Here is a 17998-nt window from a genome sequence, read left to right on the forward strand (position 1 = left end):
TCGCGGCAATTCGTGCAGGCCGCCGCGACACACGCTCGCAACATCCCGTCGATACCATTGGCTCATGCCGGAATTAGCCTCCCACATCGCCCTCGTTCCGCCCTCGGGCATCCGCGGCCTGTTCGAAATCGCGCTCACGCTCGACGACGTCAACCTGCTGGCCGTCGGTGAGCCCGATGTGCCCGTCGCGCCGCACATCATCGAGGCTGCTCAACAGGCGTGGGGGAGGGACGAGACCAACTACACGGCCAATGGCGGTCTGCCCGAACTCCGCGACGCGATCGTCGCCAAACTGGCGCGGGACAACGACGTGCACGTCGAGCGCGAGCAGGTCTGGGTGACCATCGGCGCGACGCAGGCGCTGTTCCAAGCGATGGGCCTGATCCTCGATCCGGGCGACGAGATCCTCGTGCCCGACCCCGGCTACACGACCTTCTCCATGAATGCGCGCATGCTGGGCGCCGTTCCGGTGGCCTACCCCCTCAGCGCCGAACGCGACTTCCAGCCCGACCTCGCCGCCCTCGAGACGCTCATCACGCCCGAGACGAAGGCGATCATCGTCAACTCGCCCTCCAACCCGCTCGGCACGGTGTTGCCCGCGGACGTCGTCGACGACATCCTGGCCCTGGCGCAGCGGCACGGGCTCTGGGTGATCAGCGACGAGGTCTATGAACGTTTCGTCTACGACGAGCCTCACATCTCCCTCGCGAGCCGCGACACCGACGACCGCGTGCTGAGCGTCTTCTCGCTGTCGAAGACCTACGCGCTCACGGGCATCCGGGTCGGCTATCTCGTCACACCTCCCGGGCTCGCCGCCGTCATGCGCACGCTGCAGGAGGCCATGATCAGCTGTGTGTCGACCCCGGCCCAGCGCGCCGCGATCGCCGCCATCACGGGCCCCCAGGACGCCGTCGACGATGCCAAGCGGCACTATCGCGACAACCTCCGAGCCGCCACCGACCTGCTCGACCGGCGCGGGATCCGCTACCTCGAACCGCGCGGCGCCTTCTACCTCTGGGCGGATGTCTCGCACGCCACCCGCGGCGACGTCGCTGCCTGGGCCGAGCGATTCCTCCTGCAGGAGCGCGTGGCCGTCGCGCCCGGCAGCGCCTTCGGCCGCTCGGGCGAGGGCTGGATCCGCATCTGCGTCGCCACCGGGCGCGACCGTCTCCTCCAGGGCCTCGAGAAGCTCCCCGCCCCCGCCAGCTAGGCTCGCACCATGGCAACTCCTCTTCGCATCGTGGTCGCCGGGGCATCCGGTTTCATCGGCCGCTACCTGGTCGATTCGTTCCGCACCGACGGCTTCCAGGTGACGACCATCGGGCGAACGGATGCCGACGCCACCTGGGGCGATGCCGCCGCCATCGCCTCCCTCGTCGACGGCGCGGATGTCGTGCTCAACCTCGCCGGCCGCTCGGTCAACGCGCGCTACGGCGCCGCCCGCCGCGCCGAGATCCTGCACTCGCGCCTGAACACCACGCGCCAGCTGCACGCCGCCATCGAGCGTGCCGAGAAGCCGCCGCGCGTCTGGCTGAACGCCAGCACCGCCACCATCTACCGCCACGCCTTCGACCACCCGCAGACCGAGTCGACGGGCGAATTGGGCGAGGGCTTCTCGGTCGACGTCGCCCGCGCCTGGGAGGGTGCCTTCTTCGAGGGCGATCTGCCGGGCACCCGTCGCGTCGCGCTGCGCATGGCCATCGTCCTGGGGCACGGCTCGGCGCTCGTCCCGCTCATCGCGCTCGCCCGCGCGGGTTTCGGTGGGCCGCAGTACGACGGTCGCTGGTTCGGCACGCCCGGCCGCCGCGCCTCCGGGGTCTACCACGAGCGCCGCGCCACGCACGGCCGCCAGATGTTCTCGTGGGTGCACGTGCGCGACGTCGAGCGCAGCATCCGTTTCCTCATCGAGCACGACGAGCTCGACGGGCCCGTCAACGTGGTGTCGCCGCATCCCGTCGATAACCGCACGCTCATGCGCATCATCCGCCGCGCCGTCAAAATGCCGCTCGGGCTGCCGCTCTTCCGCTGGATGACCGAGCTCGGCGCCTCGGCCATCCGCACCGAATCCGAGCTGCTGTTGAAGAGCCGGTGGGTGTTGCCCGAGCGTTTGACCGAGGCCGGCTACGTGTTCGAACAGCCCGATCTCGACGCCGCCGTGCTCGACATCGTCGGCACCGACTGACCGTCGACGCCGCCCACGTCACCGGGCGACGGCATCCCACGCCCACTCGTGGGACAATGGGGGTTCGTCCATCTGTTCTACTTCCCGTGAGGATGTCGTGAGTCCCAAAGCCCTCCGCGCGCAGGAGCCCTCTGCCACTGATCCGGCTTTCATCCGGAACTTCTGCATCATCGCCCACATCGACCACGGCAAGTCCACCCTGGCCGACCGCATGCTGCAGATGACGGGCGTCGTGTCCGACCGCGACATGCGCGCCCAATACCTCGACCGCATGGACATCGAGCGCGAGCGCGGCATCACGATCAAGAGCCAGGCCGTGCGCATGCCCTGGTCGCAGGGCGCCGACACGTTCGCGTTGAACATGATCGACACCCCCGGTCACGTCGACTTCAGCTACGAGGTCTCGCGGTCGCTGGCGGCGTGTGAGGGCGCCATCCTCTTGGTCGACGCCGCACAGGGCATCGAGGCGCAGACCCTCGCCAACCTCTACCTGGCCCTCGAGAACGACCTCGAGATCATCCCGGTGCTCAACAAGATCGACCTGCCGGCCGCCGACCCCGACAAGTATGCCGCCGAGCTGGCGAGCCTCATCGGCGGAGACCCGGCCGACGTGCTGCGCGTCTCGGGCAAGACCGGCATGGGCGTCGAAGACCTGCTCGACCGCGTCGTCGAGCGCATCCCGGCCCCGAAGGGCGACGCCAACGCGCCCACGCGCGCCATGATCTTCGACTCGGTCTACGACAGCTACCGTGGCGTCGTCACCTACGTGCGCATGATCGACGGCAGCCTGTCGCCGCGCGAGCGCATCCAGATGATGTCCACGCGCTCCACGCACGAGCTGCTCGAGATCGGCGTCTCGAGCCCCGAGCCCATCCCGTCCAAGGGCCTGGGCGTCGGCGAGGTCGGCTACCTGATCACGGGCGTAAAAGACGTGCGTCTCTCCAAGGTGGGCGACACGGTCACCACGCTCAAGAGCCCCGCAACCGATGCGCTTCCGGGCTACACCGACCCAAAGCCCATGGTCTTCTCCGGTCTCTACCCGATCGACGGCGGCGACTACCCCGACCTGCGCGAAGCGCTCGACAAGCTCAAGCTGTCGGATGCCTCGCTCAACTACGAGCCCGAGACATCCGTGGCCCTGGGCTTCGGTTTCCGCTGCGGGTTCCTCGGCCTGCTGCACCTCGAGATCATCACCGAGCGCCTCGAGCGCGAATTCGGCCTCGACCTCATCACCACGGCGCCCTCCGTCATCTATGAGGTGCGCACCGAAGACAAGAAGACCGTCACGGTCACGAACCCGTCCGAGTTCCCGACCGGCAAGATCCAGGCCGTGTCCGAGCCCGTCGTGCGCGCCGCCATTCTGGCGCCCAAGGACTACGTCGGCACGATCATGGAACTCTGCCAGTCGCGCCGTGGCACCCTGCTCGGCATGGAGTACCTCGGCGAAGACCGCGTCGAGCTGCGTTACAGCATGCCGCTCGGCGAGATCGTGTTCGACTTCTTCGACCACCTGAAGAGCCGTACGCAGGGCTATGCCTCGCTCGACTACGAGCCCATGGGCGAGCAAGAGGCCGACCTGGTGAAGGTCGACATCCTGTTGCAGGGTGAGCAGGTCGACGCGTTCAGCGCCATCGTGCACCGTGAGAAGGCCTACGCCTATGGCGTGCTCATGACCGAGCGTCTCAAGAAGCTCATCCCGCGCCAGCAGTTCGAGGTGCCCATCCAGGCCGCCATCGGTGCCCGCATCATCGCCCGCGAGTCCATCCGTGCCATGCGCAAGGATGTCCTCGCCAAGTGCTACGGCGGTGACATCACCCGCAAGCGCAAGCTGCTCGAGAAGCAGAAAGAGGGCAAGAAGCGCATGAAGATGGTGGGCAAGGTGGAGGTTCCGCAGGAGGCGTTCATCGCCGCCCTGTCGGGTGACACCGAAGGCAAGGAGAAGAAGTAGCGTGCGTCGCAGCAACTTCGTCGACCTGCCCGTGAATTACGCGGCCGTCGGCGCCACTCAAGCTCCCGATCTGATGCAGTACCCGCCCGAAGGTTTCGTGCCGAGCGAGTCGTCCATCCGGCTCGGCAGCGGCGAGCAGCGTTTCCACACGGCCGCGGCTCAGCTACTCACGTGGGGCGTGCAGCACGCCTCGGGCATCACGGTCAGCGACATCCACGTCGACGAGGGTGCGCAGTACGGCGGCATCCGTTTCGCCGAAGACGGTTCGGCGCTCGAGCCCATCCACGCGGCCAGCGAGAAACGTTTCGGGTCGGATGGTTCGCCCTACATCGCCGCGGGCACGACGGCGCATCTGCGCGGCAGTGTCGACGGCGCACACGTCGACGCCCGCATCCGTGTCGTCTATGTGGTCGAGGAGCCGACGCGCGTCGCTTTCGCCTACGGAACCGTCGACGCGCACCCCATCTCGGGTGAGGAGTCGTTCCAGCTCGAGCACCGCGACGACGACTCGGTCTGGTTCACGGTGCGCGCCTTCACGCGCCCGCTCACGCTGACCTACCGCCTGCTGCCCGTGCTCGACCGCCGCCGCCGCAAGCGCCTGACGCAGGCCTACCTGCGCGCACTTTCGCCGGCGTTCCCCTCGGCGCCGCCCGCGTCCGCCCAGGGTTCCTAGTGGCCGGAGCGTTGCCTCTCGGCGACCCGGCTCCCGCCGACGGACTGCTGCCGGTCTCGGCCGCGGCCGGCTCGGGCGACCGGCCCTTCGGTATGTACCTGCACGTGCCGTTCTGCCGTGTGCGCTGCGGCTATTGCGACTTCAACACCTACACGTCCGACGAGCTGCGCGGGGCGAAACGCACCGACTACGCGGGCCAGGCAGCCGACGAGGTGCGCTTGTCGGCTCACGTGTTGCGCGAATCGGGCGTCGCCCCTCGACCCGTCTCGACGGTTTTCTTCGGCGGCGGAACCCCGACCCTCCTGCCGGCGGTTGACCTGGCCATGATGCTCGCCGCCGTGCGCGACGAGCACGGCTTTGCGCCCGGCGCCGAGGTCACCACCGAGGCCAACCCCGATTCGGTCGACCGCGACTACTTGGCCACCCTGAAGGAGGCGGGCTTCACGCGCGTGTCCTTCGGCATGCAATCGGCCGTGCCCCACGTGCTCGCCACCCTCGAGCGCACGCACGACCCCGAGCGCGTTCCCCTCGTCGTGGCCTGGGCCCGCGAGGTGGGCCTGCAGGTGTCGGTCGACCTCATCTATGGCACCCCCGGCGAGACGCTCGCCGATTGGGAACGATCGATCGACCAGGCCCTCGCTACCCGACCCGACCACATCTCGGCCTACTCGCTCATCGTCGAGCCGGGCACCAAACTGGCACGCCAGATCCGGTCGGGCCAGGTCGCCGAGCCCGACGAAGACCTGCAGGCCGATATGTACGATCTCGCCGACAAGCGCTTCCAGGATGCCGGCTACGGCTGGTATGAGGTGAGCAACTGGTCCACGGGCCACGACACCCGCTCGCGCCACAACCTCTCCTACTGGACGGGTGCCGATTGGTGGGGCATCGGGCCCGGGGCGCACTCGCACGTGGGTGGCGTGCGCTGGTGGAACGTGAAGCATCCTGCCGCCTATGCGGGGCGCATGGCCGAGGGTGCCTCACCTGCCGCCGGGCGCGAGACCCTCGACAGCGACGTGCAAGAGATGGAACGCATCATGTTGGGCGTGCGCATCGCCGACGGGCTCGACATCCGCTCGCTCGCGCCCGAGGGCCGTGTGGCCGTTGCCGGGCTCATCGCCGACGGTTTCGTGGATGCCGCGGCCGCCCTGCGCGGACACCTCGTGCTCACGCGTCCCGGCCGCCTCATGGCCGATGCGGTCGTCAGGCGTTTGACCGACTACTGAGCGAAGCTTGGCTCCCGCGCGAGCGCCGTGTGGCGCCCGAGTGCGCGACGACGAGCGAGTGCGCGCATACGACCGAGTGTGCGCCCATGACCGAGTGTGCGCCCACGACAGAAGGGCCGCCCCGAGTGGGACGGCCCTTCTGTCGTGATGCGAGTGTCGCGCTACTTGATGAGACGCAGCGAGAACGGGTAACGGTAGCTGCCGCCCTGAGTCACGCGCACGCCGCCGATGATCGAGAAGACCAGGTTGACGACGTAGAGCGCGCCCTGCAGCAGGCCGAAGATGCCCGCAATGCCGTAGGCACCCGTCGAGTAGAGGATGGCCTGGATGATGCCGATCACGATCGACAGGGCGATGTAGCCGATCAGGAACGTGATCTGCCAGTTCAGCGCTTCCTTGGACTCTTCGCGCACGCGGGGGCCGCGGTCTTTGAAGACCAGGAAGATGATGAGCGACGGCAGTAGCCACAGCACGCCGAGGAAGTGCGAGAGGCTGGCCCATAGCTTGTCGTCCGCGGGGGAGAGGGGCTGGGGGCCATACCCGGGCTGTCCGCCGAACTGCGGAGGAACGGGGCCGCCGGGGCCACCATGCTGGCCGGGCTGGCCGTAGGGCTGACCGGGCTGCTGGCCGTAAGGCGGCTGGCCCTGCTGGCCGTACTGCCCGGGCTGGCCCTGAGGCTGACCGTACTGTCCCGGCTGTCCCTGAGGCTGGCCGTACTGGCCGTACTGACCGTTCTGACCGGGCTGACCCTGGGGCTGGCCGTAGTGCCCCGGCTGTCCCTGAGGCTGACCGTTCGGCGCACCGAACGGCTGCTGCGGAGGCTGCTGGCTGTGAGGAGCGCCCTGCGGGGGCTGACCGAACTGGCCGGGCTGCGACTGCCCAGCGGGTGCGCCGAAGGGCGGCTGTCCGGGCTGCTGGCCGTAGGGCGAACCCGGTGCCTGCGGCTGCTCGGGTGCGTGGGGCTGCTCGGGCGCCTGCGGCTGCGAGGGCTGCTGCGGCTGGCCATACGGTGAGGCGGCCTCGGGCTGCGCCGGCTGGTGGCCCGCTGCGCTGCCGTCGATCGGTGGCACCGGCGCGCCGTTCGACGCGTCGTCGGGTTTCTTCTCGGCCGGGTCTTGCCCGTGTGCATCAGTCATGCCCTCAAAGTAGCGCCTCGCGGTGCCGTGCGGCAATTGGCCGAGCCGAGGTTACGGAGGTAGAATTGGCACTCCGAGTAAACGAGTGCCAACCGACCGGCCGCCTGATGCGGCCGAGCGACACTGCCGACACCGAGGGGAGTAGCCGATGCCATCCGATCGCGGTCTCGAAGTCCTCCGTGCCATCGTGCAAGATTATGTCGCCAGCCGCGAGCCGGTGGGCTCCAAAGCCATCGTCGAGCGCCACTCGTTCGGCGTCTCGGCGGCCACCATCCGCAACGATATGGCGCAGCTCGAAGACGAAGAATTGATCGTCGCGCCGCACACCTCTTCTGGCCGGGTGCCGACCGACAAGGGCTACCGCCTCTTCGTCGACCAGCTCGCCGATCGTCGCCCGCTCTCGGCCGCCCAGCGTGAGGCCATCGAGGCGTTCCTCGGGCAATCGGTCGGGCTCGATGACGTGTTGTCGCGCACCGTGCGTCTGCTCGCTCAGCTCACCAACCAGGTCGCCATCGTGCAATACCCGTCGTTCGCCCGGGCCCAGGTGCGACACATCGAGCTCGTCTTCCTCGCGGACCACCGCCTGCTCGTCGTGCTCATCACCGACAACGGTCGGGTCGAGCAGCGGGTCGTCGAGTCCCCGCTGGTCACACTCGAGACCGATGTCGAGTCGCTCAAACACCGCTTCAACCAGGCAGCCGTGGGCATCGGTGTGGCGGATGCCGGTGCAGCACTCGAGCGCCTCGCCAACGATGCCCGACCCGACGAGGCCCCACTCATCGCATCCATCGTCGCCGCCCTCATCGACCAGCTCTCGGCCTATCGCCAGGACCGGCTCGTCATGGCGGGAGCCGCCAACCTGGCCCGCACCGAGGAAGACTTTTCGGGGAGCATCTATCCCGTGCTCGAGGCGCTCGAGCAGCAGGTCATCCTGTTGCGCCTCTTCGGCGAGCTGCAGGCCGACCCTTCCGGCTTGGCGTCATCGAGTGTCATCGCGCGCATCGGCCAGGAGAATGCGTCGTTCGGTCTGTCACAGACTTCTATCGTCACGAGCAACTACCGTTCCTCTGCGGGCGAACTCTCGCGCCTCGGCGTTCTCGGACCGACGAGAATGGACTACTCCAACAACATCGCCGCCGTTCGCGCGGTGGCCCGTTATCTGTCCCGGCAACTCGGCGACGGCTGACCCCTCATCTTTCCGCTCCACACCTTCTGCACCATGTCTCGACCTCATTACCCTCTGAACATTTCCCGGCCCGGAGTCATCCTCCGACCGGGATCGACGAAAGGCCTTCGGTGGCTGACCACTACGACGTACTAGGCGTGTCGCGCGACGCTTCCCCCGACGAGATCAAGAAGGCATACCGCCGGCTCGCCCGTGAGCTGCACCCCGATGTGAACCCGGCGGCCGAGGCCTCCGAGCGGTTCAAAGATGTCACGCACGCCTACGAAGTGCTGAGCGACCCGCAGCAGCGCGAGCGCTACGACCTCGGCGACCAGGGCGGCTCAGGTTTCGGTGGCGCGGGCGGCTTCGGCGGATTCGGCGACATCTTCGACACGTTCTTCGGCGGTGGCGGCCAACAGCGCGGCCCGAAGTCGCGCCAGGAGCGCGGCCAGGACGCCCTGCTGCGCGTGGAGCTCGACCTCGGCGAGGTCATCTTCGGCACGCATCGCGACCTCGAGGTCGACACAGCCGTGCTCTGCGAGACCTGCCAGGGCTCGTGCTGCCAGCCCGGCACCTCTCCCGTCACCTGCGACATCTGCCACGGCTCCGGCCAGATCCAGCGCCAGGTGCGGTCGCTGCTCGGCAACGTCGTCACGTCGGCGCCCTGCGGCACCTGCCGCGGTTACGGCACCGTCATCCCCGCGCCCTGCGCCACCTGCCAAGGCCAGGGACGCGTCCGCGCGCGCCGCACGGTTCCCGTCGACATCCCCGCCGGCGTCGACACGGGCCTGCGCCTGCAGATGCCCGGCTCTGGCGAGATCGGCCAGGCCGGAGGCCCCAACGGAGACCTCTACCTCGAGATGAAGGTGCGTCACCACGACATCTTCAGCCGCGACGGCGACGACCTGCTGTGCACGCTCGAAGTGCCCATGACCGACGCCATCCTGGGCACCGAGACGACCGTGCCCGCGCTCGACGGCGACGTGCCCCTCGAGGTGCGTCCGGGCGTGCAGTCGTCGGAGGTGCTCACCATCAAGGGTCGCGGCATCACCAAGCTGCGCGGCACGGGGCGTGGCGACCTGCGCGTCGGCATCCACGTGGTCACGCCCACCAAGCTCGACCACAAAGAGCGCGAGCTCATCAAGTCGTTCGCATCGCACCGCAAGCAGTCGGGCCCGAAGCTCGGACAGTTCCAGCAGGGGCTGTTCCAGAAGCTGCGCGACCGCTTCATGAACGCCTAGCGGGCAGCGACATGAGCAGCCTGTTCCTGCGGGAGGACCTGACCGAGGCACCCGTCGGCGACACCGTCGAATTGACGGGGGCCGAGGCCAAACACGCGGCGACCGTGAACCGCGTCCGCGTGAGCGAGTCGGTCAGCGTCGGCAACGGCGCGGGTCTGCTGGCCACGGGCACGGTCGAGTCGTCGAGTGCGTCGAGCGTTGTCATCCGCGTCGAGCACTCCGAGCGATCGGATGCCGCGAGCCCCGCACTCGTGCTCGTGCAGGCCCTGGCCAAGGGCGACCGCGACGAGCGAGCCGTCCAGGCCGCGACCGAACTGGGTGTCGACGCGATCGTCCCATGGTCGGCCGAACGCAGCATCTCCCGCTGGGACGCGCAGAAGGCCGAGAAGGGGCGACAGCGCTGGCAGACCATCGCGCGCGAGGCGACCAAGCAGTCGATCCGCCCGTGGCTGCCCGAGGTCGAGGCGCTGCAGTCGACGGCCCAGCTGGCGGAACGCGCCTCGCGGGCCCTCGTGCTCGTGCTCGACCCCCGCGGCGAGACGACTCTCGCCGAGACCGAGCTGCCGTCCGAGGGCGAGATCGTCATCGTCGTGGGCCCCGAAGGCGGGGTATCGCCGGCGGAACTCGACCGGATGGCGTCGGCGGGTGCTCGCATCGTGCGTCTCGGGTCGACCGTTCTGCGCACGTCGACGGCCGGTCCCGCCGCCCTCGCCGTCTTGAATGTGCGGCTCGGCCGCTGGTGACGGTCGGCGTCGCTTCGGCCTGCGGCCGCACCACGCTGAGAGCGAACCGATCTGTGGATAACCGCCTCGGCGCGGCGGTGTTTCTTTAGAATGGACCCATGTCCGATTCCGAACGCTCCATCTTCGCCCGCATCGTTTCACGCGAGATCCCGGCCACGATCGTGGCCGAAACCGATCGTGTGATCGCGTTCGAAGACATCGCGCCTAAAGCGCCCGTGCACGTCCTCGTGGTTCCCAAAACCGAGGCATATCGCAACGTCACCGAGCTGGCGGCGGCCGAGCCCGACCTCCTGGCCGAAGTCGTCGCGGTCGGCTCACGCATTGCCGCCGAGCGAGCGGGCGGCGACTATCGACTCATCTTCAACACCGGCGAAAGCGCCGGTCAAACCGTCTTCCACGTGCACGCCCACGTCCTCGCGGGAGACCTTTCGGAGGGCTCACTTGCCACATTCTGACGATACGTCCCGTTCGGCCGAGGCCCAGGCCGCGCCGAACACGTCCGGCACGTCCGGCACGTCGGTCGATCCATCGCTCGTGTCGGCCCCGGGGGCCGGCGACGCTGCCGCAGCCCACGTCGACCGCCATCTCACGATCGACGGCGTCGCGATGGTGCGCCTGCTCGGCCCACAGGATCGCCTGCTCTCCACGATCGAGAAGCAGTTCCCCGGTGTCACCGTGCACGTCCGTGGCAACGAAGTCACGCTGAGCGGTGAACGCGCCGAGGTGAATCAGGCGGCCGCGCTCGTCGACGAGCTCATCGCCCTCGTGAAGAACGGCCTCGACCTCGATCCCGAGGGTGTGCGAACGTCCGCGAAGATGCTCGACGAGGGCCAGAGCCCCTCGGGCGTGATGAGCCAGGCCATCCTGTCGTCACGCGGCAAGACGATCCGTCCGAAGACATCCGGCCAGCGCGACTATGTCGAGGCCATCGACGAGAACACCATCACATTCGGCATCGGCCCGGCCGGAACGGGTAAGACCTACCTCGCCATGGCCAAGGCCGTACAGGCGTTGCAGCGCAAAGAAGTGACGCGCATCATCCTCACGCGCCCCGCGGTCGAGGCCGGTGAGCGCCTCGGCTTCCTGCCCGGCACGCTGACCGACAAGATCGATCCCTACCTCCGACCGCTCTACGACGCGGTCAACGAGATGATGGACCCCGAACTCGTTCCCAAGCTCCTGGCCGCCGGCACGATCGAGGTCGCGCCCCTGGCCTACATGCGCGGTCGCACGCTCAATGATTCGTTCATCGTGCTCGACGAAGCCCAGAACACCACGCCCGAGCAGATGAAGATGTTCCTGACGCGTCTCGGCTTCGGGTCGAAGATGGTCATCACGGGTGACGTCACGCAGGTCGACCTGCCCACCGGTTCGTCGGGCCTGCGACTCGTCACGCGCGTGCTGCGCGAGATCGACGACATCCACTTCGCCGAGCTCACGAGCGACGACGTCGTGCGGCACACGCTCGTCGGCCGCATCGTCGATGCCTACAGCGAATATGATCAGACGAAGCAGGCGCAGCGTTTCGAGCGCGAGCAGGCGGCCGAGTTCGCCAACCGGGCCGAGCGTCGGGGAGCACCTCGTGATCGGCAGCCCCGCCGCGGCAGCGCCTCTTGAGAGGCGTCCGCCCATCACACCCCCTTACTCCTGAAAGGCCCCGTCCGTGAGCATCGAGATCAATAACGAGTCACAGATGCCCGTCGACGAGGCTGCGCTGCTCCGGCTCGCCACCTACGCCTTCCAGGCCATGCACGTCAACGCCGAGGCCGATCTCAACATCGTCCTCGTCGACACGGGGGCTATGGAACAACTGCACGTGCAGTGGATGGACGAGCCCGGCCCCACCGATGTGCTCAGCTTCCCCATGGACGAGCTCCGCCCCGGCACCGAAGACAACCCGACGCCCGCCGGTCTTCTCGGCGACATCGTTCTGTGCCCGCAGGTCGCGGAGTCCCAGGCCGACGACGCGGGTCACTCCACCACGCAAGAGCTCGTGCTGCTGACCACGCACGGCATTCTGCACTTGTTGGGCTTCGATCACGCCGAGCCCGACGAAGAGCGCGAGATGTTCGGCATCCAGCGCGACATCCTCATCGGATTCGCCATGCAAGAGCGGCGCGGCTGAGATGCCCGTAGCCCTCTTCATCACGGCGGCTTTCCTCCTGGTCGCGTTCGCCGGCCTCATGGCCGCCGTCGACGCCGCCATCACGGTGCAATCGCGCGCCGACATCGCCGACCTGGCGTTGCATTCGCGCGCGAAGAGGTCGCTCACCGCCATCGCCGACGACCCCGGCCCCCACCTCAACGCCGTCAACTTCGTGCGCATCACGGCCGAGACGACGGCCGCCGTGCTCGTCACCCTGGTGTTCTCGTTCACCATCGACGAGCTGTGGATCGCGCTCGTCGTGTCGGCCCTCGTCATGACGGTCGTGTCGTTCATCCTCGTCGGCGCCAGCCCCCGTGGTTTCGGCCGCACGCACGCGGGTGCCATCCTCACCGTCGCAGCCCCGGTGGTGCGTTTCGTGCGCGTCGTGCTCGGCCCGCTGCCCAACGCCCTCGTCGCCTTCGGCAACCGCGTCACGCCGGGTGTGTCGCGCAACCGGTCGTTCTCCAGCGAGCAGCAGCTGCTCAGCATGGTCGACGAGGCGGCCGAACAGGACGTGCTCGAAGAAGACGACCGCGAACTCATCCACTCGATCTTCGAGTTCAACTCGACCGTCGTGCGCGAAGTCATGGTGCCGCGCACCGACATGATCACGATCGAAGACGATCTCACCGTCGACCAAGCCATGGGCGTTCTGCTGCGCACGGGTGTCTCACGGGCCCCCGTTCGAGCCGACGAGATTGACGACGTCACCGGAATCCTCTACCTGCGTGACCTGGCCCGGGCCCTGCACGAGGGCGGACCGACATCGGGGGAGCGCGTCGCGAGCGAACTCGCCCGCCCGCCGCTCTTCGTCCCCGAGTCCAAGAAGGCCGACGCGATGCTGCAGCAGATGCAGGCCGAATCGAACCACCTCGCGATGGTCATCGACGAATACGGCGGAGTCGCAGGGCTCGTCACGCTCGAAGACCTCATCGAAGAACTCGTGGGTGACATCTCCGACGAATACGATGCCAACACCGACGAGGTCACCGACCTCGGCGACGGCCGCTACCGGGTCGACGCTCGTCTCGCCGCCGACGAGGTCGGCGAACTCTTCGACATCGAACTCGACGACGACGACGTCGACTCCATCGGCGGGTTGCTCACCAAGACACTCGACCGACTCCCGGTGCAGGGCTCGCAAGCCACCGTCGGGGGACTCGTCATCACCGCAGACCGCACCGAGGGGCGACGCGGTCGCCTCAAAACCGTCATTGTCGAACGCACCGACGCCCTCGCCGACGTGCAAGCGTCGTTCGACCAATCAAAGGAGTGACCGTGGATAACGGCACCGCAGACAGCGCAGCAGAAAATACCGCCGAAAACACCACCGACGTCGTTCGCGACGACGTGGCATCCAGCACGTCGTCCGGTCACGCCGCAAACGCCGACGCCGCCGCCGACGTCGAGGCCGACGCCGACGAGGCAGTCGGCACGGAGCCCGAGGCGGCATCCGACGAGCCCCACGGCAGGAAAATTCGCAGGCCGCGCGGCGGCGTCACCAGCGAGCCACAGCGCGACGAGGTCGAGGGCGACTACCGCGCCGGCTTCGTGTCGTTCGTCGGCCGACCGAACGTCGGCAAGTCGACGCTCACGAACGCGCTCGTCGGGCAGAAGGTCGCCATCACGTCGTCGAAGCCCCAGACCACGCGCCGCGCCATCCGAGGCATCGTGCACCGCGAAGACGGCCAGCTGATCGTGGTCGACACCCCCGGCATCCACCGCCCGCGCACGTTGCTCGGGCAGCGCCTCAACGACCTCGTGCAGTCGACCCTGGGCGACGTGGACGTCATCGGCTTCTGCATCCCCGCCACCGAGAAGCTCGGACCCGGCGACCGCTTCATCAACGAGCAGCTCGACGGATTCCCGCGGGCCAGGAAGGTCGCCATCATCACGAAGGTCGACGCGTCCTCGAAGAAGAACGTGGCGGCCCAGCTGCTGGCGGTGCAAGAGCTGCGCGAGTGGGACAGCATCATCCCCATCTCATCGGTTGAAGGCACTCAGCTCGACGTGCTCGCCGCAGAGCTCGTCTCGCTCATGCCCGTATCCGAGGCGCTCTACCCCGAGGAAGCCGTCACCGACGAGTCGACCGAAGACCGGGTCGCCGAGTTCATCCGCGAAGCCGCACTCGAGGGTGTGCGCGACGAGCTGCCCCACTCGCTCGCCGTGACGATCGACGACATCGTTCCGCGCGAAGGCACCGACCTCACCGACATCTACGCCAACATCTTCGTCGAGCGCGACAGCCAGAAGGGCATCATCATCGGCGACCGCGGCTCACGACTGCGCGATGTGGGCGAGCGCGCCCGCGCCCAGATCGAGCCTCTCGTGGGCACGCGCGTGTTCCTCTCGCTGCGCGTGAAGGTGGCGAAGGAGTGGCAGCGCGACCCGAAACTGCTCGGCCGACTCGGCTTCTAGGCCAGGCGAGGCACGGGGCGAACCGGGCACCGGGCACCGCGGCGCCACGGCACCAGGGCATGTCATCCATCCATCGCGAGGACCATGTTCGGTCGCCGGCACCCCGCCCGGCGTCGGCACCCCGTAACGTGGGAGGCATGTTTCGCCCCATGACCACCACCCAGAAGTGGGTCGACGGCATCATCGCGCTGTTCTGCCTCCTTCTCGGGCTCGGGTTCACGGCCCTGATCGGCCAGCCCGTGCTGGCCTACGTCGTGCTGCTCGGCATGGCCGTGTCACTGGCGTTGCACCGGGCATCCCCGGGCCTCGCCCTCGCCCTGGCCTGGCTCACGGCCGCCGTGCAGATGATCGGCATGGTCAGCCCGCAAGTCAGCAATATCGCCATTCTGGTGGTGCTCTACTCGACCGCGTCACTCGGCAGCCCCCGCGTGCGATGGATGGGGCTCGTCTCGGCTCTCGGCGGCGGCATCATCGCGGCCGCGTACACCTCGCTGCTGATCATCGGCACAACGACCACGCCAGGCGCCGGCGGTCTCGTCAGCGTGCTCTTCGACCCCGACCAGCAGGCCCAGTACACCTTCACCACCGCGGTCGGCTCGGCCGCCGGCATCTTCGTGCTCACCCTGTCGTGGGTGCTCGGCCTCCTCGCGCGCACGGGCCGCGAAGCGCGCGCCGCCGGCTACGAGCGCTACGTCGCCCAGCAACTCAACGTGCAGACGCAGCAAGAGGTCATCGTCGAACAGGAGCGTAACCGCATCGCGCGCGACATGCACGACGTCGTCGCCCACTCGCTCGCCGTCGTCATCGCCCAAGCGGATGGCGCACGATACGCCCGCGCGACCGACCCGACCGTCGTCGACCGCTCCCTCGAGACGATCTCGAGCACCGCCCGCGAGGCCCTCGGCGACGTGCGCGTGCTCCTCGCCGAGTTGCGGCACCGGCAGACCGACGGGCCGCAACCGATGATCGCCGACATCCCGCACCTCGTCGAACAGATGCGCAGCGCCGGCCTCGACGTGCGCCTCGAGTCGGTGGGAACGCCCGTCGGCGTCGTCACCGGGCACCAGATTGCCGTCTACCGCATCGCGCAGGAGGGGCTCACCAACGCGCTCCGCCACGGAGCTCCCGGCACCCCGGTCTCGGTCCGCTTCGATTGGCGGTCGAACGGCGTCCTACTCAACATCCAAAACGCTGTGACCGTGCCGTCAGCGCCCACCGGTCGCGACGACATCCGCACCGGCAGCGTGGCAACGGTCACGGGTCACATCGCGCCGCCCACGTCGCCCACCGCGCCGCGCTCGATGCCCTCGGTGGGCCACGGCGTGCCCGGCATGCGCGAACGCGCCACACTCGCGGGCGGGCGCCTCGACGCCCGTGAGGTCGCCCCCGGCGTCTACCAAGTCACGGCGTTCATCCCGGCCGCCGCCCACACCCCTCCGAACGGAACCCGATGAGTCTCACCCCACCCGCCTCGCCCTTCGGCGATACGCCCGACCGCCACGACCCTGCTCGAGACGCTGCCGCCGATCGCGGAGACGGCCGCATCAGCGTCGCCCTCGTCGACGACCAGGCACTGTTCCGTGCGGGCATCCGCATGCTCATCGAGTCGCAGCCGGACCTCGCCTTCGCCGGCGAGGCGGGCGACGGTCGAGCCGGTTTGGCGCTCATCGCGGAGACCCGCCCCGACGTGGTTCTCATGGACGTGCGTATGCCGGTCATGGATGGCATCGAAGCCACGGTACGAGCCCTCGAAGACGCTGCCCGCAGCGGCTCGAAGGCGCCCAAGATCGTCGTGCTCACGACCTTCGACCTCGACGAGGGCGCAGCCCACGCCCTGCGCTCGGGCGCGAGCGGTTTCCTGCTGAAAGACACGCAGCCGCCGTTCCTCCTCGCCGCCATCCGCACGGTGCACGCGGGCAACGCGGTCATCGCGCCGGGCGAGACCCAGGCGCTCATGAAGCACCTCATGGGCGACGCCCCGAAACCACAGCCGCCGGCGGAGTTCGGCCAGCTCACCGCCCGTGAACGCGACATCTTCCTGCTCGCCGCCCGCGGCCTGTCGAATGCCGAGATCGCCTCGACCGAGTTCCTCAGCGAATCGACCGTGAAAACGCACATCTCCCGCGTGCTCGCCAAGCTCGGCCTGCGCGACCGTGTGCAGCTCGTCATCTTCGCCTACGAGCACGGCCTCATCGCCTAGAGCGGCGCGCGGGAATGGTCCTGAGGGCGGACAGCCGATGGACCGCCCGGACGACGCGGCGAACGTCCGCTCTCCCTAGCGTTGAAGCATGACCTTCAGCACTCTCGACATGGGCCTCGCCGCCCGCGTGACCAACGTTTCGAAACGATACGGCCAGGGGGACGGCGCGGTGCTCGCGCTCGACGACGTCTCGATCGGTGTGCGGCGGGGCCAGTTCACCGCCATCATGGGCCCGTCGGGAAGCGGCAAGTCGACACTCATGCACATCATGGCCGGCCTCGACCAGCCCACCTCGGGTGACGTCTGGCTCGGCGATACCGAGATCGGGCGCCTCGGCGATTCCGAACTCACGGTGCTGCGCCGCCGCCGCATCGGCTTCGTCTTCCAATCGTTCAACCTGGTGCCCACCCTGGATGCCCGTGCCAACATCATGCTGCCCTTCGACCTCGACAAGCACACCCCCACGTCCGACGAGCGTGCCTGGATCGACGCGCTGACCGATTCGCTCGGCCTGACGGGCCGCCTCACGCATCGCCCGCACGAGATGAGCGGTGGCCAGCAACAGCGCGTCGCCATCGCCCGCGCGCTGGCCTCACGCCCCGACTTGATCTTCGCCGACGAACCCACCGGGGCACTCGACACCCGCACGAGCCGCGAGGTGCTCGAACTCCTGTCCCGCGCGTGCGCCGAATACGGGCAGTCGATCGCCATGGTCACACACGACCCGGTCGCGGCGAGCTATGCCGACCGCATCGTCTTCCTCGCCGACGGCCGGATCGTCGACGAGATGGCGGGCGCGAGCGCCGAGCAGATCTCGAGCTACATGCTCGCGATGGAACGCGCGGAGTGAGCTCACAAGCACCCCGGCATCTTCCCATCCGGCTCCCATTCCGCCTCCAGTCTGGTGCGCCCGCGTGCTG

The 17998-nt window shown here is 68.4% G+C and carries 17 protein-coding genes; 16 read left to right on the plus strand and 1 reads right to left on the minus strand.

All coding sequences use genetic code 11. The annotated features are described in order from the left end of the window. The first annotated feature begins 64 nt into the window (after window positions 1–64). The 5 genes from ACUWEX_RS07055 to hemW all read left to right on the plus strand — a co-directional run bounded on the left by ACUWEX_RS07055 (window position 65) and on the right by hemW (window position 6029). Window positions 65–1210 (plus strand): pyridoxal phosphate-dependent aminotransferase, encoded by a 1146-nt coding sequence (locus tag ACUWEX_RS07055; RefSeq protein WP_445997545.1) that lies wholly within the window; start codon window positions 65–67, stop codon window positions 1208–1210. Between the two features lie 9 nt (window positions 1211–1219). After that, entirely contained in the window at window positions 1220–2182 is a 963-nt protein-coding gene (locus tag ACUWEX_RS07060) for an epimerase (RefSeq protein ID WP_445997546.1), read from the plus strand. 97 nt (window positions 2183–2279) lie between these two features. Further along, on the plus strand, window positions 2280–4130 hold the full coding sequence (gene lepA, locus ACUWEX_RS07065; protein WP_079727444.1) for a translation elongation factor 4: 1851 nt from the start codon (window positions 2280–2282) through the stop codon (window positions 4128–4130). 1 nt (window position 4131) lies between these two features. Then, on the plus strand, window positions 4132–4803 hold the full coding sequence (locus tag ACUWEX_RS07070; RefSeq protein ID WP_079727445.1) for a DUF1990 family protein: 672 nt from the start codon (window positions 4132–4134) through the stop codon (window positions 4801–4803). Then, a complete protein-coding gene (gene hemW / locus ACUWEX_RS07075; protein WP_445997547.1) occupies window positions 4803–6029 on the plus strand; it encodes a radical SAM family heme chaperone HemW in 1227 nt (408 codons plus the stop codon). The genes ACUWEX_RS07070 and hemW overlap by 1 nt, the downstream gene beginning before the upstream one ends. Before the next feature lie 161 nt (window positions 6030–6190). Here hemW and ACUWEX_RS07080 read toward each other — a convergent pair whose 3' ends face one another. Then, window positions 6191–7165, minus strand: a complete 975-nt coding sequence (locus ACUWEX_RS07080; protein ID WP_445997548.1) for a DUF4870 domain-containing protein — start codon at window positions 7163–7165, stop codon at window positions 6191–6193. A gap of 148 nt (window positions 7166–7313) precedes the next feature. Here ACUWEX_RS07080 and hrcA point away from each other — a divergent pair, with 148 nt between their 5' ends. From hrcA to ACUWEX_RS07135, 11 genes are all read left to right on the plus strand, one after another. After that, window positions 7314–8351: a heat-inducible transcriptional repressor HrcA gene (gene hrcA / locus ACUWEX_RS07085; protein WP_445997549.1), complete on the plus strand. Its 1038-nt coding sequence runs from the start codon at window positions 7314–7316 to the stop codon at window positions 8349–8351. 110 nt (window positions 8352–8461) lie between these two features. Continuing rightward, a complete protein-coding gene (dnaJ, locus tag ACUWEX_RS07090; RefSeq protein ID WP_445997550.1) occupies window positions 8462–9571 on the plus strand; it encodes a molecular chaperone DnaJ in 1110 nt (369 codons plus the stop codon). A gap of 11 nt (window positions 9572–9582) precedes the next feature. Further along, a complete protein-coding gene (locus tag ACUWEX_RS07095) occupies window positions 9583–10314 on the plus strand; it encodes a 16S rRNA (uracil(1498)-N(3))-methyltransferase (protein WP_445997551.1) in 732 nt (243 codons plus the stop codon). Between the two features lie 98 nt (window positions 10315–10412). Continuing rightward, window positions 10413–10769: a histidine triad nucleotide-binding protein gene (locus ACUWEX_RS07100; protein ID WP_079727451.1), complete on the plus strand. Its 357-nt coding sequence runs from the start codon at window positions 10413–10415 to the stop codon at window positions 10767–10769. Window positions 10770–10920: 151 nt separating this feature from the next. Next, on the plus strand, window positions 10921–11931 hold the full coding sequence (locus ACUWEX_RS07105) for a PhoH family protein (RefSeq protein WP_445997617.1): 1011 nt from the start codon (window positions 10921–10923) through the stop codon (window positions 11929–11931). Between the two features lie 46 nt (window positions 11932–11977). Then, window positions 11978–12439, plus strand: coding sequence for an rRNA maturation RNase YbeY (ybeY, locus tag ACUWEX_RS07110; protein ID WP_077053325.1), 462 nt, complete (start codon window positions 11978–11980; stop codon window positions 12437–12439). A gap of 1 nt (window position 12440) precedes the next feature. After that, complete coding sequence (locus tag ACUWEX_RS07115) at window positions 12441–13736, plus strand: hemolysin family protein (RefSeq protein ID WP_143785344.1); 1296 nt, start codon at window positions 12441–12443, stop codon at window positions 13734–13736. Between the two features lie 200 nt (window positions 13737–13936). Continuing rightward, window positions 13937–14878, plus strand: a complete 942-nt coding sequence (gene era / locus ACUWEX_RS07120) for a GTPase Era (protein WP_445997618.1) — start codon at window positions 13937–13939, stop codon at window positions 14876–14878. Between the two features lie 149 nt (window positions 14879–15027). Then, on the plus strand, window positions 15028–16332 hold the full coding sequence (locus ACUWEX_RS07125; RefSeq protein WP_445997552.1) for a sensor histidine kinase: 1305 nt from the start codon (window positions 15028–15030) through the stop codon (window positions 16330–16332). After that, complete coding sequence (locus tag ACUWEX_RS07130; protein WP_445997553.1) at window positions 16329–17078, plus strand: response regulator; 750 nt, start codon at window positions 16329–16331, stop codon at window positions 17076–17078. Before ACUWEX_RS07125 ends, ACUWEX_RS07130 begins: the two co-directional genes overlap by 4 nt. Before the next feature lie 88 nt (window positions 17079–17166). Then, window positions 17167–17928, plus strand: a complete 762-nt coding sequence (locus ACUWEX_RS07135) for an ABC transporter ATP-binding protein (protein WP_079727454.1) — start codon at window positions 17167–17169, stop codon at window positions 17926–17928. Window positions 17929–17998: the final 70 nt, after the last annotated feature.

The sequence above is a fragment of the Okibacterium fritillariae genome (genome assembly GCF_052783725.1).

What these genes read in the sequence shown, in the direction of transcription:
- ACUWEX_RS07055 (WP_445997545.1), top strand. Translation starts at nt 65, where the DNA reads ATGCCGGAATTAGCCTCCCACATCGCCCTCGTTCCGCCCTCGGGCATC.
- ACUWEX_RS07060 (WP_445997546.1), top strand. Translation starts at nt 1,220, where the DNA reads ATGGCAACTCCTCTTCGCATCGTGGTCGCCGGGGCATCCGGTTTCATC.
- ACUWEX_RS07080 (WP_445997548.1), bottom strand. Translation starts at nt 7,165, where the DNA reads ATGACTGATGCACACGGGCAAGACCCGGCCGAGAAGAAACCCGACGAC.
- hrcA (WP_445997549.1), top strand. Translation starts at nt 7,314, where the DNA reads ATGCCATCCGATCGCGGTCTCGAAGTCCTCCGTGCCATCGTGCAAGAT.
- ACUWEX_RS07095 (WP_445997551.1), top strand. Translation starts at nt 9,583, where the DNA reads ATGAGCAGCCTGTTCCTGCGGGAGGACCTGACCGAGGCACCCGTCGGC.
- ACUWEX_RS07100 (WP_079727451.1), top strand. Translation starts at nt 10,413, where the DNA reads ATGTCCGATTCCGAACGCTCCATCTTCGCCCGCATCGTTTCACGCGAG.
- ACUWEX_RS07105 (WP_445997617.1), top strand. Translation starts at nt 10,921, where the DNA reads ATGGTGCGCCTGCTCGGCCCACAGGATCGCCTGCTCTCCACGATCGAG.
- ACUWEX_RS07115 (WP_143785344.1), top strand. Translation starts at nt 12,441, where the DNA reads ATGCCCGTAGCCCTCTTCATCACGGCGGCTTTCCTCCTGGTCGCGTTC.
- ACUWEX_RS07125 (WP_445997552.1), top strand. Translation starts at nt 15,028, where the DNA reads ATGACCACCACCCAGAAGTGGGTCGACGGCATCATCGCGCTGTTCTGC.
- ACUWEX_RS07130 (WP_445997553.1), top strand. Translation starts at nt 16,329, where the DNA reads ATGAGTCTCACCCCACCCGCCTCGCCCTTCGGCGATACGCCCGACCGC.
- ACUWEX_RS07135 (WP_079727454.1), top strand. Translation starts at nt 17,167, where the DNA reads ATGACCTTCAGCACTCTCGACATGGGCCTCGCCGCCCGCGTGACCAAC.